This is a genomic window from uncultured Paracoccus sp., assembly GCF_947496875.1.
In the GTDB taxonomy this organism is placed as follows: domain Bacteria; phylum Pseudomonadota; class Alphaproteobacteria; order Rhodobacterales; family Rhodobacteraceae; genus Paracoccus.
Genome location: NZ_CANMEH010000004.1, coordinates 296,381 through 315,049 on the forward strand (window position 1 = coordinate 296,381; position 18,669 = coordinate 315,049).

An 18,669-nucleotide genomic window follows, 5' to 3' on the forward strand; every position below is an offset into this window, starting at 1 on the left:
GCCGCGGAGTTGGCCTTACAATCGCGGCGATGGTCCTTATCTTGCCGGTGACCCGACTTATGCAGGAGCTTTCAATGAGTCTCAGGATCAATGACACGGCCCCCGACTTCGAGGCCGAGACGACCGAGGGGCCGATCAGCTTTCACGACTGGATCGGCAAGAGCTACGTGATCCTGTTCAGCCATCCCAAGGACTTCACCCCGGTCTGCACGACCGAATTCAGTGCCGTGGCGCAGCTGGTTCCCGAATTCGAGAAGCGCGGCACCAAGGTGCTGGGCGTTTCGGTGGACAGCGTCGAGGAACACCACAAGTGGAAACGCGACATCTCGGAGGTCGCAGGCGTTCCGGCGAACTTCGCCATCGTCGATGACACCTCGCTGAAGGTGTCCAAGCTGTTCGACATGCTGCCCGCCGACGCCTATCTGCCCGACGGCCGCACGGCTGCGGATTCCGCCAGCGTGCGCACGGTGTTCATCATCGGCCCGGACAAGAAGGTGCGCCTGACCATGGCCTATCCGATGTCCGTGGGGCGCAACTTTGCCGAGATCCTGCGGGCGCTGGATGCGGTCCGCGCCACCGACGGCGTCCCCATTGCCACCCCCGCCGACTGGCAGCCCGGCCAGGACGTGATCGCGGCGCTGTCCCTGTCGGACGAACAGGCCGAGGCAAAGTTCGGCAAGGTTGAAAAGAGGCTGCCCTATCTGCGCTACGTCAAGCAGCCGCAGATGTAGGCACCCCGCGTAGCGGGTGGTCCCCACGCGAACGCCCCGGCAGCGATGCCGGGGCGTTTCGGTCTGCATGCGGCAACTGCCCTGGTGACCCTGGAACGACAAGGGCCCCGGTCCTCATGCGACCGGGGCCCTCCGCTTCCAATCGGCGCCGTGCGTCAGTTCGCCTCGGCTTCGACCTTCTTCTCGACAATTTCCTCGCCGGTTTCCTGATCGACCATCTTCATGCCCAGGCGCACCTTGCCGCGATCGTCGAAGCCCAGCAGCTTGACCTTCACCTCCTGGCCTTCCTTGAGGATCTCGTTCGGGTGCTGCAGCCGCTTGTTGGCGATCTGGCTGACATGGACAAGACCGTCGCGCTTGCCGAAGAAGTTCACGAACGCCCCGAAATCGACCAGCTTGACGACCTTGCCGGTGTAGATCCGGCCCTCTTCCGGCTCTGCCACGATCGAATAGATCATCTCGTAGGCCTTCTTGATCGAATCGGCGTTGGCCGAGGCGATCTTGATGGTGCCGTCATCGTTGATGTCGACCTTGGCGCCCGAGGTTTCCACGATCTCGCGGATGACCTTGCCGCCCGACCCGATTACTTCGCGGATCTTGTCGGTGGGGATGGTCATCGTCTCGATCCGCGGCGCGTGGGCGGAAAATTCCCGGCGGCCTTCCTTGAGCGCATGGGCCATCTCGCCCAGGATGTGCATCCGGCCGTCCTTGGCCTGCGCCAGGGCCTGGCGCATGATCTCGGGCGTGATGCCCTGGACCTTGATGTCCATCTGTAGGCTGGTGATGCCGTTTTCCGTCCCGGCGACCTTGAAGTCCATGTCGCCCAGATGGTCCTCGTCGCCCAGGATGTCCGTCAGCACCGCCCAGTTGTCGGCGTCTTCCAGGATCAGGCCCATGGCCACCCCGGCCACCGGCGCCTTCAGCGGGACGCCGGCATCCATCATGCTGAGCGAGCCACCGCAGACCGACGCCATCGAGCTGGAGCCGTTCGACTCGGTGATCTCGCTGACCACGCGAATGGTGTAAGGGAAATCCGTCGGCGCCGGCAGAACCGCCTGCAGCGCGCGCCAGGCCAGCTTGCCATGCCCGATCTCGCGGCGCCCGGGCGATCCGACGCGGCCGACCTCGCCCACCGAGTAGGGGGGGAAGTTGTAGTGCAGCATGAAGTTCGAGCGCGAGTTTCCGTGCAGCGCGTCAATGAACTGCTCGTCATCGCCGGTTCCCAGCGTGACCACTGCAAGGGCCTGGGTTTCACCCCGGGTGAACAGCGCCGAGCCGTGGGTGCGCGGCAGGATGCCGACCTCGCAATCGATCGCGCGCACGGTCCGGTTGTCGCGGCCGTCGATCCGGGCACCGCCGCGGATGATGTCGCCGCGCAGGATGCCGGATTCGAGCTTCTTCAGGGCGGCTCCGAGGTTCGGGTTCGCCAGTTCCTCTTCGGAGAGGCCGGCGCGGATCTTGACCTGCGCGGCGTCGATGGCGTCGCGGCGTTCGGCCTTGTTCCTGATGCCGTAGGCCTTGCGCATATCGTCTTCGCCCAGCGACTTCACCCGCTGGTACAGCGGCGAATAGTCGGGCGACTGGAAGTCGAAAGGCTCCTTCGCTGCCTCTTCGGCCAGATCGATGATTAGGTCGATGACGGGCTGCATCTGTTCATGGCCGAACTTGACCGCGCCCAGCATCTCGTCCTCGGTCAGCTCGTAGGCCTCGGACTCGACCATCATCACCGCGTCCTTGGTGCCGGCGACGATCAGGTCCAGTCGCTGGTCGGGGTTCGACCGCAGCTGGTCCATGTCCTGGACGTCCGGGTTCAGCACGTAGGCGCCGTCGGAAAAGCCCACACGTGCGGCCCCGATCGGACCCATGAAGGGGACGCCCGAAACGGTCAGCGCGGCCGAGGCGGCGATCATGGCGACGATGTCGGGATCGTTCACCAGGTCATGCGACAGCACCGTACACATCACCAGCACTTCGTGCTTGAAGCCCGGGGCGAACAGCGGACGCACGGGGCGGTCGATCAGGCGCGCGGTCAGCGTCTCCTTTTCCGAGGGACGGCCTTCGCGCTTGAAGAAGCCGCCGGGGATCTTGCCGGCGGCGTAGAATTTTTCCTGGTAGTGCACGGTCAGGGGAAAGAAGTCCTGACCAGGCTTCGGTTCCTTGGCGAACGTCACGTTCGCCATGACCGAGGTTTCGCCGAGAGTGGCGATGACCGATCCGTCGGCCTGGCGCGCAACCTTGCCCGTTTCCAGCGTCAGGGTTTCCTGACCCCACTGGATCGATTTTCTTACTTCATCAAACATCTGGTTTCCTCTGGGTGCGATCCGGCCCTCCGGTCGCCCCTATCCACATGGCGGCCCCATTGCCGCCGCCCCCTGTCCTTTGCGTAGCCCCGGAGGCGCGGGCATCACGTCACAGATTGGCGGCGCATACAGGAAAACCGTGCCTCAGGGAAGTGGTTACGCACCGCGCAGCCGCGGAAGGCGTGGTCCGGCGCAACCTGACCGGACCACGTCTGTGGGCCATCAGGCGCCCGCGACCAGGGGCGGGGCCTTGGCCGGCAGCACGGTGACCGGCGCATGGTGGCGGACCCGTTTATGCAGGTCGATCACGTCGTGATCCAGCAGCCGGACGCATCCGGCCGAGACCGACTTGCCGAGGTACTCCGGCTCGCAGGCCCCGTGGATGCGATAGAGCGTGTCCTTGCCGTTCTGGAACAGATACAGGGCCCGAGCGCCCAGCGGATTGTCCGGACCCGGGTCCATGCCACCATTGGCCACCGAGTAGGGCTCCAGCGACGGGTCGCGGGCGACCATCGAATCCGGTGCCTTCCAGCGCGGCCATTCGCGGGTGAACTGCACGACCGCGTCGCCGCTCCAGGCGAATGCCTCGCGTCCGGTCCCGGCGCCGTACCGCAGCGCCGTGCCGTTGGCGCTGATCAGGTAGAGCAAGCCGTTCTGCGGGTCGACCACGAGGGCGCCTTCGGGCTGGTCGGGGTAGGGGTTGGCGACCTCCTGACGCCACAAACGGGGCGGCACGACCCCCTCGGGAACGGCAGGGATCGGCCAGGGCTCATCGGTGATCGCGCCATAATGCGCCGGCAGCAGCGGAATCGCCGGCGGCGGGGCGGGCGCGACCGGCCGGGGTTCGGTCGGCGCGCAAGCGGCGACCCCGGCAGATGCACCGGCGGCAATGAAAAATCGTCGTGACAGCATGGCTGGAATCCTTTGTCTTCTGGGACCGATGTCGGCGCACAGGCGCCGAAGGCCGCTGATCTGCGGCAGAAGTCGATCAGAAGACGCGGGGAGGGCGGGGATCAGGTTGCGGCCGTTCGCGCTGCGCGCTGCTGGGGAAGGGCGCGGTGAAGCGGTCGCCACCGTCCGGCTGGCGTGGCGGCAGCGTCTGGCGCGTTTCCGGGACGATCGCGGCGAAGCATGTGCCGCCGGGAAGTGCGCCGGTCCGGCAGCGCAGCCCGCCGGATTCGACGGCAGACGCCGCATCGGTGGCGGGCGCGGACAGCGCCACATGTGCAAGCGGAACGCGAGCGGATGGCCTCGTCTCGTCGGCGAACGCGCCCCAGGGCAGCATGAGCACCGCCATCATCGTCATCAGGACAAGTCGCAGACTGGTCATCCGGCAGTGCTAGCAGCAAAACGGGGGCCGGCACACGGGCCCGTCCCCTCGCGAGGTGTCAACTGGTGGTGAGCGCAGGGTGTCCGACACGAAAACGCCTGCGGCGGCACCGCAGGCGTGAGGTCGTCTGGTCAGGTCCGGTCGGGCATTGGGTCCGACCGTGAGCCCTACACTCTTCCTCAGCGGCGCAGACCCAGGCGACCGATCAGGGCGGTGTAGCGCGCCTCGTCCTTGCGCTTGAGATAGTCCAGCAGCTTGCGGCGCTGCGCGACCATCTTCAGAAGCCCGCGGCGGCTGTGGTTGTCCTTCTTGTGGGTCTTGAAGTGTTCGGTCAGCGTCGCGATGCGCGAGCTGAGAACGGCCACCTGAACCTCGGGCGAACCCGTGTCGCCCTGCTTGGTGGCATAGTCGCCCATGACGCGGGCCTTTTCTTCGACGGTGATCGACATCGGGGTCTCCTGTAATGAAGGGTGATGGCGCAGGCCGGGATGTCGTCCAGCACTGGCCCGTGGAGTGGTGCCCGCGGAGGCGTGCCGCCCCCGAGGATCGTCGGCCTATAGAAGATCGCGCGTGCGAAGAAAAGGCGTCACGCGCCTGCTGATGTCGGCGGGGCGGGTGCGCCTGGATCGATGCCTGCGGTCAATGCAGGCGGCTGAGATAGACATAGTACGCGCCGGCCCCGCCATGGCGCAGATGGGCTGTCACGACCTGCAGGACGATCCCGTTCAGCGGCGGCATTTCGAGCCAGTGCGGCACCTCGTGCCGCAGGGCGCCTGCGCGGGTCGGCAGGGGGCCATGGTCGCCCCTGCCCTTGCCGGTGATCACAAGAACCAGCCGCCGTCCCGCCGCATGTGCGTCCAGCAGGAATCGCGTCAAGGCGGGCTTCGCCACCGCCAGCGTCATCCCGTGCAGATCGATCCGGGCCTCGGGCGCCAGCTTGCCGCGCCCCAGCCGGCGGTGCAGCTTGGTGTCGATGCGGCGGGGCTGCGCAAGCGGACGATCCGCGGCAGATGACCAGCCAGTGGTCGAGACAGCGCCCTGCCGTGCTGCCGCGCCAACCCGGAAATCGACCGGGACCTGCACCGGGGCGGCAATCGGCCGGGGCGGCTCGCCGGGCTGCTGCGGAAGGTCCGGCGCGTCGCTCGACAGCCGCGATGGCGCGGCCCGGAGTGGCCGTGCAGATCGGGCCACCTGCGCCCACAAGGCCAGATCGTCGTCATCCAGCCCCCTGCGACGCCGGCGGGACATGTCAGCCGGTTGCGACCAGCAGCCAGTTCGGGTCTGCCTGCCCCATCTTCCGGGCGAAGGTCCAGACGTCGCGCTGCTTGCGGGCCGCCTTGGCGTCGCCGTCGACGACATTGCCCTCGGCATCCTTCAGCGCGACGATCAGTTCACCGACAAATCGCACCGTCACCTCGCCCTCGGCAGAGTCCGGGTCATAGGCAGCGCCTGCCAGGGTGGTTTCCCGCGTGCCGAGATACTGCACTTCGGCAGTCAGCCCGCGGCGTTCCCGTTCCGCGATCGCCCCATCGAACGCCTCCGCGACGGCGGGGGACAGGAACGGACGCACCTCGGACAAGTCGCCCTTCTCGAATGCGGTCAGGATCATTTCATAGGCCTGCCGAGCGCCTGACAGGAACGGACCCACGGCAAAGGACGGCTCGGCCTGCTTCATCTGTTCCAGCGCGCGCGCGGCCGGGCTGCCCTGCTCAACATGATCGGCGATGTCGTCATCATCTTCCGGCGCGTCCGGCACGGCCGTCACCCGGCGGGGCGTCGACGCCTCGGGAACGCGTGGCGGTTCGAACCCGTCCCGCGTGCCCAGGACGTTGCGCAGTCGCAGGATCAGGAACACGGCGATTGCGCCAAGAACGATCAGCTGCAGCATCGGGTTGGACATGCGGGCCGCGCCTTCCATTGCTCGGTTGGTCTTTGATGGTATGCAACCTATGTAGGAACAGGGTGGGGGCAAGTCCAGTTTGCCCCCGAATGACCGCGTTGGATATGGTCGAGTTAACGGGGGTATCGATGCGATTCTGGCTGTTCGGCCTGTTTGTCGTCCTGCCGGTGCTGGAACTGGCCGTGATCCTGAAGGTGGGCGGATGGCTGGGCGTGTGGCCGACGCTGGGCCTGATCGTGCTGTCCGCCGTGGCAGGGTCCATCCTGATGCGCCAGCAGGGGCTGGCCGCCCTGGCCGACCTGCAGCGCTCGTTCCGGGAACTGCGCGATCCGACCGGCGCGATCGCGCATGGCGCCCTGATCCTTTTGGCGGGGGCACTGATGGTCACCCCCGGGTTCCTGACGGACATGACCGGTCTCGCGCTGCTGGTTCCCCAGGTCCGGCGCATGGTGATGCGGGGCCTGGCATCGCGGATGCGGGTGACGCGCAGCGGTTTCGGCTTCGTCGCGGAAGTCGACATGCCGCCCACACACCCGCAGTCGCGCCGCGGTATGGATGGCACCCCCATTATCGACGGCGAGTTCATCGATCTCGACGACCCGGCGCAGTCGCCCCGCCCCGGTCAGCCATCGGGGTGGACCAGACCCTGACGGCAGGTGTCGGCAGGCGGCATTGAGGCGCCGGGGGTGCGGTGCTAGAACGCCGGGCAACCCAGAACCGGACCAAGGAATACCCAGATGACCGACAAAACTGCCAACGGCCCGGCCAACGGCGCCCCCGCCAACCCGACCCCACAGCAACAGCCGCCGCAGGTTCGTCTGAACATTCTGGCGCAGTTCATCCGTGACCTGTCCTTCGAGAATGCGGTCGCTCAGAAAGGCCTGAACAGTAGCGAGGTGCAGCCGGAGATCACCGTTCAGGTCAGCCTCGATGCGCGCAAGCGGACGGTCGAACATCAGTACGACGTGATCACCAAGTTCAAGGTGACGTCCAAGAACAATGCCAATCAGACGACGCTGTTCCTGTGCGAACTGGACTACGCGGGCGTGTTCCACATCGAGGGCGTGCCCGAAGACCAGCTGCATCCGTTCCTGATGATCGAATGCCCGCGCATGCTGTTTCCCTTCGTGCGGCGGATCATTTCCGACGTGACCCGCGACGGGGGTTTCCCACCCTTCAACATGGACCCGGTGGATTTCGTCGCGCTGTACCGGCAGGAACTCGCGCGACGCGCCCAGGCCGAACGTCCGCAGGACCAGCCGCTGTCCTGATGGGGTCGGAAGGGCTGGTCGCTGCGGAATTGCAGACAGGCAAGGGTTACCGACCACAATGCCCCGGCGCGTGACACGGGCTTGGCAGCGGATGCTGTCAGGCCGCAGGCTGGACCTGCTGGATCCCACGCCTCTTGATATCGAGATTGAGGACATTGCCCACGGGCTGGCTTTCGTCGCCCGATGGAACGGCCAGACACGCGGCGACTTTGCGTATTCCGTGGCGGAGCATTCGCTGCTGGTCGAACAGATCCACCAGCGCCTGGCGCCGGGGGGCGACCCGCGCTGGCAGCTGGCCGCGCTGCTGCACGACGCCCCGGAATACGTGATCGGCGACATGATCTCACCGGTAAAATCTGCGCTGGGTGCCGAATATGGTGAACTCGACGGCCGCCTGGCCGCCGCAGTCCATCGGCGTTTCGGCCTGCCGGCGGCGCTGCCCGTGCCGGTCAAGAAACGGATCAAGCTGGCAGACAGGATCTCTGCCCGCCTGGAGGCGGTCCAGATCGCCGGCTTTCAGCCGGCCGAGGCGGCGCGCCTGTTTCCCCTGTCCGACGAGTCGATGCTGCAGGGCCTGTGCATTACCCTGCGCCCACCGGCGGAAACACGCGCGGCCTACCTGGCGCGCTTCACCGCCCTGATCCAGACCATCGACGCCGCCGCCTGACGCGGCCGTCGCTCAGATTCAGATGGCGATGTCGTCCAGCGAGCGGCCACCGTCCAGCACCTGCTGAACCCAGCCCGGCCGCCGACCGCGTCCCGACCACGTCTGGGACGGGTTTTCGGGATTGGCGTATTTCGCCGGGGGCGCCGACTTCCGCCCCGACCGCGATGGTCGATCACCGGCCAGATCGGCCAGGCTGAAGCCGTGCTGGCGCGCGGCCTCTTCTGCCGCGGCGCGGGCACTGCGCTTGCGACGATCCTCGAAATCGGCAATTGCCCGGTCGACGCGGCCGCGCAATTCGCGCAGCTGCTTCAGTTCCATCTGTTCCAGATCGATGTCCATTCGACTTCTCCGCTTAGCGCTGATTCATGGTCCACCCAAAATCGCAATAGGGATCGTAAATCAAGCCCCAATCAGCGAGGGCTGCGCTTTGCCAGTATTCGCTGCAGCGTTCTGCGGTGCATGTGAAGGCGGCGCGCCGTTTCGCTGACATTCCGATCGCATTGCTCGAAAACGCGCTGGATATGTTCCCAGCGGACGCGATCGGCCGACATCGGATTTTCGGGCGGCGGCGGCAATGCATCGGCGCTGCACAACAACGCCGTCGTGACATCATCTGCATCGGCGGGTTTGGACAGATAATCGGTGGCGCCCATTTTCACTGCCGCAACGGCCGTGGCGATGGCGCCGTAGCCGGTCAGGACCACGATGCGGGCGTCGGCCCGAGACGCGCGCAGCGCATCGACGACATCAAGCCCGCTGCCGTCTTCCAGACGCAGATCGATGACTGCATAGGCGGGTGGGGCATCCCGGACAGCGGCAAGAGCGGCGCGGACGCTTTCCGCGACAGTCGGCTTGAAACCCCGCCGCTCCATCGCGCGCGCCAAGCGATTTACGAAGGCCGCGTCATCGTCAACCAGCAGCAGGCTCGGGTCGGGACCGATGTTCGATACGTCCGGCGGGGCCATTGGTTCCTCGGTCTATTGCCTTGTCACCACATAAGTCCGCCATGGCGCGCGTTCAAACCTAGGACGCGGCATTCACGTAACACGCCACCTTCTCGGCCATCTGATCCGGCGTGACGTCACGTCCGAAGAAGTCGACCGTTCCGTGCCCGGGCAGGACAAGGAAGGTCGTCGTCATGTGGTCCACCAGATAGTCCTGCTGATCTTCTTCGTCATTGAGCTTGTAGTAAAAGCGCCAGGCTTTCGCGACCTGGTCGATTTCCTCGGTCGTCCCGGTCAGGCCCAGCATGCGCGGATGCATTGCGTCCGTAAAGCTTTTCAGCTGATCGGGCGTGTCGCGGCGCGGGTCGACGGAAATGAACACCGGCTTCACCTCAATCCGGCGTTCCTCCAGCAAGGTCACCGCTTCGGCGTTGCGGGCATTGTCCATCGGGCAGACGTCCGGACAGAAGGTGTAGCCCATGTAGAGCAGCGAAGGTTTGTCAAAAACCTGCGCATCGGTCACCCGATCTCCATTCTCGTCCGTCAGGGTAAATTCCGTCCCAAGCGCGCCGCTGCCCCCCGCCACGACCCCGCTCCGGCAGCCGGCGAATGTTTCGGTCTCGCTCCCGCGCTGCAGCACGAATGCACCGGCAACAAGGAGCAAGGCGGCGGCGAATGCGCCGCCGACGACGAGTTTGCGGTCAGCCATCACGAGGTTCCTGCTTGTAAGACCGGCCATAGATCACCCATCCTGCCGCGGGCTTCAATCGCCGAAGGACCGGAAGATGGGCGGCACAATGCCACTGCATGACGTGTTCCGGGGGGAGGCGCCGATGCGGGGCCACCAATCGGCCGAACCGATCCGCCGCCGTACCCTTGTGACCCTGCGCTGGGTGGCGGTGACAGGACAGCTGGCGGCCGTGATCACGGCGTGGGCGATCGGGGCAAGGTTTCCGCTGCTTCCTGTTCTGGCGCTGATCGCGCTGGCCGGGGGGCTCAACATCCTGCTGACGCGCCGGCAGTCGCGGGTGACGGACCGGCGAGCACGGCAGCATCTGATGCTGGATGCCGTACAGGTCGGTCTGCTGCTGACCCTGACGGGGGGGATCGCGAACCCGTTCGCGCCGCTGATGCTTGTCCCTGTCACGATCGGGGCCGCCGCGTTGACGCTGCGTGACACCATCTGGCTGGCGATGCTGACCCTGGTGCTGATCTCGGTCATGGCGGTCGCGGCGGTTCCGCTTGTCTTTGCTCCCGATGCGCCGGTTGCGCCGGCGCTGGCGCTGCAGTTTGGCGACTGGGCGGCGTTGCTGGTCAGCGGGGCGTTCTTTGCGGCCTATATCGGCCGCGTGTCCCGGGAACTCGCGGCCACATCCGAAGCGCTGTCGGCAACTCGACTGGCCCTCGCGCGCGAGCAGCGTCTGCAACATCTCGGGGGAATCGTCGCTGCTGCCGCGCATGAGATGGGAACACCGCTGGCCACCATAAAGCTGGTCGGATCCGAACTCGCGGCAGAGATCGGCGAGCTGCTGCCTGACCGGCCAGACCTCGCCGAGGACCTTGCCCTGCTGCGCAGCTCCGCCGATCGCTGTCGGGATATCCTGCGCAGCATGGGCAACGCGGGCAAGGACGACCTGCACATGCACGTCGCGCCGCTGGCCCAGGTGCTCGAGGAGGCCGCAGATCCCCATCGGGACCGCGGCAAGGCGATCCTGATCGACGCGGGGAAGACGGGTGCTGTCGAGGTCTGGCGCGAGCCTGGCATCGTGCACGCGCTGCGAAACCTGATTCAGAACGGGGTCGATTTCGCGCGCTCGACCGTGACAATCACTGCGATCGAAGCGGCGGACAGCATCAAGACCGTGATCCGGGACGACGGGCCGGGCTTTCCCGCGCAGCTATTGCCGCGGCTGGGCGACCCGTTCCTGACCACCCGGCGGTCCCTTTCCCGGGGCGGTGACGCGGATGAGGGGCTGGGCCTGGGGCTGTTCATTGCGCGCACCCTGCTGGAACGATCCGGCGCCACCGTGTCCTTTGCCAACGATCAGGGCGCGCGGGTCGAGGTCGAATGGCCGCGGCGGCGGATCGCGGCGGATGGACGCGCGGCCCTGGGCAGCAACCCTCCCATCGCGTCCTGACGCGCCGTCCGTGATGTAAGTGGCGCAGCGCGGTTAGGGGATCGGTAATGTTAACCCCCGGTTAAGAACGGGGCCATAGGGTCGGGTCGACCTGTGGGATAGCGGGATCATGCAGATCGAAGTGACGACCATTGTCGCGGCGCTGGCCACCGGAACCGTTTCGGTGCTGATCGCGCTCGCCCTGTGGCGCCGGCTGGAACCCGGTGGCGCCCGCCGGCCGGTCCTTGTCGACGCGCGGGCCGAACCGATGGTTCTGCTGTTCCGTGACCGGCAGCTGGTCGATGCCACGCCCCCGGCCCGGATGTTGCTGTCCAAGCTGCACGGAGACGATGAGTGGGCGCGCCTGACCGCCTGGCTTGCGATGCGCTTTCCCGACCTGGGGAGCACGATAGAGGTTGTGTCGCAGCAAGGCCGTGCGGAAACCCTCGGCGGGCGCGGATTGGGGGCCGCGCGGTTGCGGCTGACGATCGAGGATCTCGGCAGTCGCGTGCTGCGGCTGACGATAGCCGATCCGCAGGCGGAAAACGCGGGGGTCACGGTCGATTCACTGTCGCTCGCGCACATGGAGGAAGAACTCGATCTGCTGCGCAGGTCGGTCGACGAGGCGCCGGTCATGATCTGGCGCGAGGCGGAGGATGGACAGGTCACCTGGGCAAACGCTGCCTATCTGCGCGAGGTCGAGGCCCACAGTCCCGACGACACCCTGTGGCCGATGCCGCGGCTGATCGACGTGCCGGTGCCGTCCGACGCCGCGACGCCCGTCAGGGCGGTGCTGGAGACCGGCGACTCCGCACGCTGGTTCGACTGCTATGCGCGCCAGGACCAGGGCGGGCGGATGATCTTTGCGGTCGCGGCGGATTCAGCCGTGCGTGCAGAGCGCAGCCTGCGCGAATTCGTCCAGACGTTGACGAAAACCTTTGCCGATCTGCCGATCGGCCTCGCCATCTTCGACCGGCAGCGGCACCTGCAGCTTTTCAACCCGGCGCTGATCGACCTGACCGGATTGCCAACCGGGTTCCTGACGGCACGGCCCACGCTTCACGCGCTGCTGGATCGGCTGCGCGAGGTGCGAATGGTGCCGGAGCCCAAGGACTATCGCAGCTGGCGCGCCAAGATGACCTCGCTGGAAGCTGCAGCGGCGTCCGGCCACCACGTGGAAACCTGGACGCTGCCCGGGGGGCAGACCTATCGGGTCACCGGGCGCCCGCACCCCGACGGCGCCATTGCCTTCCTGTTCGAGGACATCACCACGGAAATGTCGCTCACGCGCCGGTTCCGGGCTGAACTGTCGCTGGGCAGCGAGGTGCTGGATGCGGTGGACGAGGCATTGGCGGTGTTTGATGCCAGCGGCCGGCTGGTGATCACCAACAAGCGCTATTCCGACCAGTGGGGTGATCAGCTGCGTCCCACCCTGACCGATCACATGGCCGCTTGGCGCGCCGCGGTCCCCGAAGGCGGCCATGAAGGGCTGCGTCAGGCGTTGACGGAATTGCGCGGGCGCGAGTTGCGCCGCGGAGCGACGATCGCGCCGAACGGGGGCCTGATGTCGTGGACGGTGCGCCCGCTTTCGGGCGCCCGCACCCTGGTCAGCTTCTATCCCGAAACCAACGGGCGGAAAGCCGAGGACGTCGACAACGAAGGTTCGGCGGAGGCAACAAGCGCGCCGAGATTGCGGTTGTCCGTGAGCGACTCCGACGCTGCCTCGGATCCGGCGGAAGAGGTCACCAAGGCCGTCTCGGCCTGATCGCCGCCGAGCGGTTGTCGTGTGTTGTGGTGACGAGAACCGGGCCGCGACGGGATGTCCCTTCCAGTCGGACCCGAGCTGCAACAGACCAATGCTTGCCTCCGTCAGTCAGGGCAGTTCGGCAAGAATGGACTGAACTGCCGCTTTCGGGTCTGGTGCCTGCCAGATCGGACGACCCACGACGATGTGGTCGGCCCCGGCAGCGATCGCGTCTGCGGGCGTTTCGATCCGTTTCTGATCCCCCGCGGCCGATCCCGCCGGACGGACGCCGGGTGTGACGATCAGCCCTGCGCCGGGCAGGGCGCGGATCGCAGCCGCTTCGCGCGGCGAGCAGATCACCCCGTCGGCCCCCGCGTCGAATGCGCGCGCGGCGCGTTCGACCGTCAGCTCATGCAGGTCGCCGCTGCGCAGCATGGAACTGTCGAGATCCGCGCGGTCCAGGGATGTGAGGATGGTGACCGCAAGGATGCGGGTGCCGGATCCCGCCGCGCCCTCCCTTGCCGCGCGTACCACATGCGGATCGCCGTGAACGGTCAGGAAGTCGATGTCGAAGCGGACCAGTCCGCGGACCGCTGCCTCGACCGTGGCGCCGATGTCGAACAGCTTGAGATCGAGGAAGATCCGCTTGCCATGTTCCTGTTTCAGGTCGTGGGCGAGGGCCAGCCCGCCTCCGGTCAGCATGCCCAGGCCGATCTTGTAGAACGACACGGCGTCGCCAAGTCTTCGCGCGAGGTCCAGCCCCGCCAGGGCGTCCGGCACGTCCAGCGCCACGATCAGACGGTCGTCCATATCAGCTGCCTCCGTAATTCCGGCACGTTATTGCAGCGAACCGGATTGCTTGAAAGCCTTGGCGCGCTTGCCCATCTTCCGGACAGGACCCGCAGAACGCCGCGCCATAACGGGCGGCGCAAGTCGGGGGCTGAAAAGGAGAGTTGCCGATGGACATGGAAAAGTTCACGGAACGGTCGCGCGGCTTCCTGCAGTCCGCACAGACCATCGCCATCCGCGAAGAACACCAGCGCGTCGTTCCCGAACATCTGCTGAAGGCCCTGATGGACGACGATCAGGGGCTTGCGGCGAACCTGATCGCGCGGGCCGGCGGCGATGCCGCCGCAGTCACCCAGAGTGTCGACGCGACGGTCAACAAGCTTCCGAAGGTATCCGGCGGAGACGGGCAGGTGTATGTCGACACCAGTCTGGTCCGCGTTCTGGACGAAGCCGAAAAGCTGGCCAAGAAGGCCGGGGACAGCTTCGTGCCGGTCGAGCGGGTGCTGATGGCGCTTGCGATGGTCAACACCCGGGCCAAGGATGCGCTGGATGCCGGACGCGTGACTGCCCAGGCGCTGAACAGCGCGGTGAACGACATCCGCAAGGGTCGGACGGCCGACAGCGCCTCTGCCGAGGACACGTTCGAGGCCCTGTCGAAATACGCCCGCGATCTGACCGAGGCGGCCGAGCAGGGCAAGATCGACCCGATTATCGGCCGGGATGAGGAAATCCGTCGCGCCATGCAGGTGCTGAGCCGGCGGACCAAGAACAACCCCGTGCTGATCGGCGAGCCCGGCGTCGGCAAGACCGCGATCGCCGAAGGCCTGGCGCTGCGGATCATCGACGGCGACGTCCCTGAGTCCCTGCGCAACAAGAAGCTGATGGCGCTAGACATGGGCGCCTTGGTTGCCGGCGCGAAATATCGCGGGGAGTTCGAGGAGAGGCTGAAAGCCATCCTGAAGGAGATCGAGGCGGCCGCCGGCGGCATCATCCTGTTCATCGACGAACTGCACGTGCTGGTCGGTGCCGGGAAGACCGAGGGCGCGATGGACGCCGCGAACCTGATCAAGCCGGCGCTTGCCCGTGGAGAGCTGCACTGCGTGGGCGCCACCACCCTCGACGAGTACCGCAAGTACATCGAGAAGGACGCAGCGCTCGCCCGTCGCTTCCAGCCCGTGCTTGTTCAGGAACCGACCGTCGAGGACACCATCAGCATCCTGCGCGGGATCAAGGAGAAATACGAGCTGCACCACGGCGTCCGCATCAGCGATGCGGCACTGGTGGCGGCCGCACAGTTGTCGCACCGCTACATCACGGACCGGTTCCTGCCGGACAAGGCGATCGACCTCGTGGACGAGGCCGCGTCGCGGCTGCGCATGGAGGTCGACAGCAAGCCCGAGGAACTTGACGCGCTCGACCGACAGATCCTGCAGCTGCAGATCGAGGCGGAGGCCCTGAAGAAAGAGGACGACAGCGCTAGCAAGGATCGGCTGGAGCGGCTGGAGAGGGACTTGGCCGACCTGCAGGACCGCAGCGCCGAGATGACGGCGCGCTGGCAGGCCGAGCGGGACAAGCTGGAGGGCAGCCGCAACCTGAAGGAGCAGCTGGATCGTGCCCGCGCCGAGCTGGACCAGGCCAAGCGCGAGGGCAACCTGGCGCGCGCGGGCGAGCTGTCCTACGGCATCATCCCCGGCTTGGAACGCAAGCTCGCCGAGACCGAGGATTCCGAAGATGAGGGGGTCCTGGTCGAGGAGGCCGTTCGCCCCGAGCAGATCGCCGAGGTCGTCGAGCGCTGGACGGGCATTCCGACCAGCAAGCTGATGGAGGGCGAGCGCGACAAGCTGCTGAAGATGGAGGACGCGCTGGGTCAGCGGGTGATCGGACAGGCCGAGGCCGTCACCGCGGTGGCGAACGCGGTCCGCCGGGCCCGTGCCGGTCTGAACGATCCGAAACGTCCGCTTGGCAGCTTTCTGTTCCTGGGGCCGACGGGTGTCGGCAAGACCGAACTGACCAAGGCCATCGCCGAATACATGTTCGATGATGATGCCGCGATGGTCCGGATCGACATGTCCGAGTTCATGGAGAAACACTCGGTCAGCCGGCTGATCGGTGCGCCCCCTGGCTATGTGGGCTATGACGAGGGCGGCGTCCTGACCGAGGCGGTGCGGCGGCGGCCCTATCAGGTCATCCTGTTCGACGAGGTCGAGAAGGCGCACCCGGACGTGTTCAACGTCCTGCTGCAGGTTCTGGACGACGGTCAGCTGACCGACGGGCAGGGGCGCACGGTGGACTTCAAGAACACGCTGATCATCCTGACCTCGAACCTCGGTGCACAGGCGCTCAGCCAGTTGCCGGAAGGTGCGGAATCGTCGGCGGCGCGGGAGCAGGTGATGGCCGCGGTTCGCGCCCATTTCCGGCCCGAGTTCCTGAACAGGCTGGACGAGATCATCATTTTCCACCGCCTGAGCCGCGAGGACATGGACGGGATCGTGAAGATTCAGCTGCTGGGTCTGGAACAGCGCCTGAGGGATCGCAAGATCACGCTCGATTTCGACGATGCCGCGCGCAAGTGGCTGGCGGATGAGGGCTACGACCCGGTTTTCGGGGCACGTCCGCTGAAGCGGGTGATCCAGCGCAGTCTGCAGAACCCACTTGCCGAGATGATGCTGGGCGGCGAGGTGCTGGACGGCCAGTCCGTCAAGGTCTCGGCGGGGAAGGACGGCTTGCTGGTCGGCAATCGGGTCAGTTCCGGACAGGCGCACGGATCGAACCAGCGGCCCGCCGACGCGCCGCTGCAATGAGCGAAGCGTGCCCCCGGCATCTGACCGGGGGCACGCAGAGGACATCGTGACCGCGGCCCCGTGGTCTTACTGCAATCACAACGTGAGGATGCAAGGGATGAAACTGACCTGGTCCGATGTCACCCCCCGAAGTGTTTATCTGAACCGGCGCGCGGTCCTGGCGGGGCTGGGTGCGGTTGCCGCCGCCCCGGCGCTGGCTGCGACGGGACTGGCGGGAGAGACCCTCAACAGCCTTGAGGAAATCACCAACTACAACAATTTCTACGAGTTCGGCACCGGCAAGGAGGACCCCGCCCGCCATGCCGGTGGTCTGACCACGGAACCCTGGACGGTCAAGATCGACGGTCTTGTCGATCGTCCCGGCAGCTATGCGGTGTCCGACCTTGCCCCCGACAATGTTGTGGAGGAACGGATCTATCGCCTGCGCTGCGTCGAGGCGTGGAGCATGGTGATCCCGTGGCTGGGCGTTCCGTTGGAGGACGTGCTGAGCCGCGCCGGCGTGCAGCCCGGCGCGAAGTTCGTCGCCTTCCAGACCCTGCTGCGGCCCGAGGAGATGCCGGGGCAGCGCGTCCCGATGCTTGACTGGCCGTATCGCGAGGGATTGCGGCTGGACGAGGCGATGCATCCGCTGACCCTGCTGGCGACCGGATTGTACGGCAAGCCGCTGCCCAACCAGAACGGCGCGCCGATCCGGTTGGTGGTGCCCTGGAAGTACGGGTTCAAGTCGATCAAGTCCGTGGTACGCATCACCCTGACCGACCGGCAGCCGGTGGCGACCTGGCAGGCCATGCAGCCATCCGAGTACGGGTTCTATGCGAACGTGAACCCGACGGTGGACCATCCGCGATGGAGCCAGGCCACGGAGCGGCGCATCGGGGCAGGGCTGTTCGCCGGTCGTGAGGAAACGCTGATGTTCAACGGCTATGCGGACCAGGTTGCCGGGATGTATGCCGGGATGGACCTGGCGCGCGACTACTGATGGATGGGTTCATCGCCCGGCTGCGCCGCATGCCCACGATCGTGATCTGGCTGCTGGGGGCGATTCCGCTGGCGATCCTGATCCTCGACCTGCTGGGCGGCCGCCTGGGTGTCGATCCGATCCGCGACATCGAGCACAGGCTCGGACGGACGGCCGTCTATTTCCTGATCGGCAGCCTGGCTTTCACCCCGGTCATGCGGCTGGGGCGGATCAATCTGATTCGCTTCCGGCGGCCTGTCGGGTTGCTGGCGTTCACCTACGCCGTCCTGCATGTCGCGACGTGGATCGTGCTGGATATGGGGCTGCTTTGGGGGCAGATGCTGCGCGACGTCGCCAAGCGCCCCTACCTGACGCTCGGAATGGCGGCATTTATCATCCTGCTGACGATGGCCCTCACCTCGTCCAATGCTGTCATCCGCCGGATGGGACCCGTGCGATGGCGCCGGCTGCACCGGCTGGTCTATGTCGCCGCGCCCCTGGTGAGTCTCCATTGGCTGCTGTCCCACAAGATCTGGCCGGAACTGGGTATCTTCTGGGGACTCGTGATTCTGTCGCTTCTCGGGATCCGACTCGTTCAAGGGCGGAACTTGGGCGCTGACTTAGCGTCCAGATTCAATCGGTTGATCCGAGCCGGGCGGCGTGTGTGAAGGATTTCTTAAAAAGGCTCTTGCGCTTCGTTTGGTCCGACTCTAGATACCGCTTCACCGGACGGCGGGGACGCTGGAAGGTTGGGGAAGCCGGCGGCGCTGGTGGACCTGGGGCCCTGGAGGTTCCGCGGTGATTGTCGAGAAGGTTCTTGACGATGTGCTTCGGGGTCGCTAGATAGGGTTCCTGCTTCGGAGACGGGGTGCGAGAATTCGGGATGATCTGGCTGTTGTCGCCAAGAAAGTTTGGCGGCTGCGGGCAGTTTTTCTCTCTGCTGTTTGACATCGATGGATATCTGAAGGGATATGCGGGCGGTTTGGTCTGATCGACTGAAGCACCGACGCATATCGGCTCTCTAGGGTTCCTTGCGGAATCCGATGATGGGAGTGTCAGCTTCACTGTTTGTCGGCTTGCGCAAGCGAGTTGAACAAGCAGAGAGTTACCCGGACAG

Annotated in this window: 19 protein-coding genes; 9 read left to right on the forward strand and 10 right to left on the reverse strand. The window is 66.1% G+C overall.

Annotation, left to right across the window (positions count from 1 at the left end):
* The first annotated feature begins 74 nt into the window (after positions 1 to 74).
* Positions 75 to 731 (forward strand): peroxiredoxin, encoded by a 657-nt coding sequence (locus tag Q0938_RS07860; RefSeq protein ID WP_299360769.1) that lies wholly within the window; start codon positions 75 to 77, stop codon positions 729 to 731.
* A gap of 155 nt (positions 732 to 886) precedes the next feature.
* On the opposite strand, the gene pnp is transcribed toward Q0938_RS07860, so the two are convergent.
* The 6 genes from pnp to Q0938_RS07890 all read right to left on the reverse strand — a co-directional run bounded on the left by pnp (position 887) and on the right by Q0938_RS07890 (position 6,261).
* Positions 887 to 3,031 (reverse strand): polyribonucleotide nucleotidyltransferase, encoded by a 2,145-nt coding sequence (gene pnp, locus Q0938_RS07865; RefSeq protein WP_299360770.1) that lies wholly within the window; start codon positions 3,029 to 3,031, stop codon positions 887 to 889.
* Between the two features lie 222 nt (positions 3,032 to 3,253).
* On the reverse strand, positions 3,254 to 3,943 hold the full coding sequence (locus tag Q0938_RS07870; RefSeq protein ID WP_299360771.1) for a L,D-transpeptidase: 690 nt from the start codon (positions 3,941 to 3,943) through the stop codon (positions 3,254 to 3,256).
* 76 nt (positions 3,944 to 4,019) lie between these two features.
* Positions 4,020 to 4,361 carry a hypothetical protein gene (locus Q0938_RS07875; protein WP_299360772.1) on the reverse strand — a complete coding sequence of 114 codons (342 nt, stop codon included), beginning with the start codon at positions 4,359 to 4,361 and terminating at the stop codon, positions 4,020 to 4,022.
* 179 nt (positions 4,362 to 4,540) lie between these two features.
* Positions 4,541 to 4,810 (reverse strand): 30S ribosomal protein S15, encoded by a 270-nt coding sequence (gene rpsO, locus Q0938_RS07880; protein ID WP_299360773.1) that lies wholly within the window; start codon positions 4,808 to 4,810, stop codon positions 4,541 to 4,543.
* 190 nt (positions 4,811 to 5,000) lie between these two features.
* Positions 5,001 to 5,609, reverse strand: a complete 609-nt coding sequence (locus Q0938_RS07885) for a Smr/MutS family protein (RefSeq protein ID WP_299360774.1) — start codon at positions 5,607 to 5,609, stop codon at positions 5,001 to 5,003.
* Position 5,610: 1 nt separating this feature from the next.
* Entirely contained in the window at positions 5,611 to 6,261 is a 651-nt protein-coding gene (locus Q0938_RS07890) for a Tim44/TimA family putative adaptor protein (RefSeq protein ID WP_299360775.1), read from the reverse strand.
* Between the two features lie 128 nt (positions 6,262 to 6,389).
* Here Q0938_RS07890 and Q0938_RS07895 point away from each other — a divergent pair, with 128 nt between their 5' ends.
* The 3 genes from Q0938_RS07895 (at position 6,390) to Q0938_RS07905 (ending at position 8,199) form a co-directional block, all read left to right on the forward strand.
* The gene (locus tag Q0938_RS07895) at positions 6,390 to 6,911 is read left to right on the forward strand and encodes an FxsA family protein (protein WP_299360776.1); all 522 of its coding nucleotides are present in this window, start codon (positions 6,390 to 6,392) and stop codon (positions 6,909 to 6,911) included.
* An 87-nt stretch (positions 6,912 to 6,998) separates the two neighbouring features.
* On the forward strand, positions 6,999 to 7,532 hold the full coding sequence (secB, locus tag Q0938_RS07900) for a protein-export chaperone SecB (RefSeq protein ID WP_299360778.1): 534 nt from the start codon (positions 6,999 to 7,001) through the stop codon (positions 7,530 to 7,532).
* 58 nt (positions 7,533 to 7,590) lie between these two features.
* The gene (locus Q0938_RS07905) at positions 7,591 to 8,199 is read left to right on the forward strand and encodes an HD family hydrolase (RefSeq protein WP_299360780.1); all 609 of its coding nucleotides are present in this window, start codon (positions 7,591 to 7,593) and stop codon (positions 8,197 to 8,199) included.
* An 18-nt stretch (positions 8,200 to 8,217) separates the two neighbouring features.
* Here Q0938_RS07905 and Q0938_RS07910 read toward each other — a convergent pair whose 3' ends face one another.
* From Q0938_RS07910 to Q0938_RS07920, 3 genes are all read right to left on the reverse strand, one after another.
* Positions 8,218 to 8,538: an H-NS histone family protein gene (locus Q0938_RS07910; protein WP_299360781.1), complete on the reverse strand. Its 321-nt coding sequence runs from the start codon at positions 8,536 to 8,538 to the stop codon at positions 8,218 to 8,220.
* Between the two features lie 71 nt (positions 8,539 to 8,609).
* Positions 8,610 to 9,164, reverse strand: a complete 555-nt coding sequence (locus tag Q0938_RS07915) for an ActR/PrrA/RegA family redox response regulator transcription factor (protein WP_299360782.1) — start codon at positions 9,162 to 9,164, stop codon at positions 8,610 to 8,612.
* 58 nt (positions 9,165 to 9,222) lie between these two features.
* A complete protein-coding gene (locus Q0938_RS07920) occupies positions 9,223 to 9,852 on the reverse strand; it encodes an SCO family protein (protein WP_299360804.1) in 630 nt (209 codons plus the stop codon).
* Positions 9,853 to 9,928: 76 nt separating this feature from the next.
* Here Q0938_RS07920 and Q0938_RS07925 point away from each other — a divergent pair, with 76 nt between their 5' ends.
* Both Q0938_RS07925 and Q0938_RS07930 read left to right on the forward strand, forming a co-directional pair.
* Positions 9,929 to 11,281, forward strand: a complete 1,353-nt coding sequence (locus Q0938_RS07925; RefSeq protein WP_299360783.1) for an ActS/PrrB/RegB family redox-sensitive histidine kinase — start codon at positions 9,929 to 9,931, stop codon at positions 11,279 to 11,281.
* A gap of 109 nt (positions 11,282 to 11,390) precedes the next feature.
* Complete coding sequence (locus Q0938_RS07930) at positions 11,391 to 13,025, forward strand: PAS-domain containing protein (protein WP_299360784.1); 1,635 nt, start codon at positions 11,391 to 11,393, stop codon at positions 13,023 to 13,025.
* Between the two features lie 108 nt (positions 13,026 to 13,133).
* Here the strand turns inward: Q0938_RS07930 and pyrF are convergent, their stop codons facing one another.
* A complete protein-coding gene (gene pyrF, locus Q0938_RS07935; RefSeq protein ID WP_299360786.1) occupies positions 13,134 to 13,814 on the reverse strand; it encodes an orotidine-5'-phosphate decarboxylase in 681 nt (226 codons plus the stop codon).
* A gap of 149 nt (positions 13,815 to 13,963) precedes the next feature.
* Here pyrF and clpB point away from each other — a divergent pair, with 149 nt between their 5' ends.
* The 3 genes from clpB to Q0938_RS07950 all read left to right on the forward strand — a co-directional run bounded on the left by clpB (position 13,964) and on the right by Q0938_RS07950 (position 18,220).
* Positions 13,964 to 16,594: an ATP-dependent chaperone ClpB gene (clpB, locus tag Q0938_RS07940; protein WP_299360787.1), complete on the forward strand. Its 2,631-nt coding sequence runs from the start codon at positions 13,964 to 13,966 to the stop codon at positions 16,592 to 16,594.
* A 97-nt stretch (positions 16,595 to 16,691) separates the two neighbouring features.
* Positions 16,692 to 17,573, forward strand: coding sequence for a protein-methionine-sulfoxide reductase catalytic subunit MsrP (gene msrP / locus Q0938_RS07945; protein WP_299360788.1), 882 nt, complete (start codon positions 16,692 to 16,694; stop codon positions 17,571 to 17,573).
* Positions 17,573 to 18,220, forward strand: coding sequence for a sulfite oxidase heme-binding subunit YedZ (locus Q0938_RS07950; protein ID WP_299360790.1), 648 nt, complete (start codon positions 17,573 to 17,575; stop codon positions 18,218 to 18,220). The genes msrP and Q0938_RS07950 overlap by 1 nt, the downstream gene beginning before the upstream one ends.
* Positions 18,221 to 18,669: the final 449 nt, after the last annotated feature.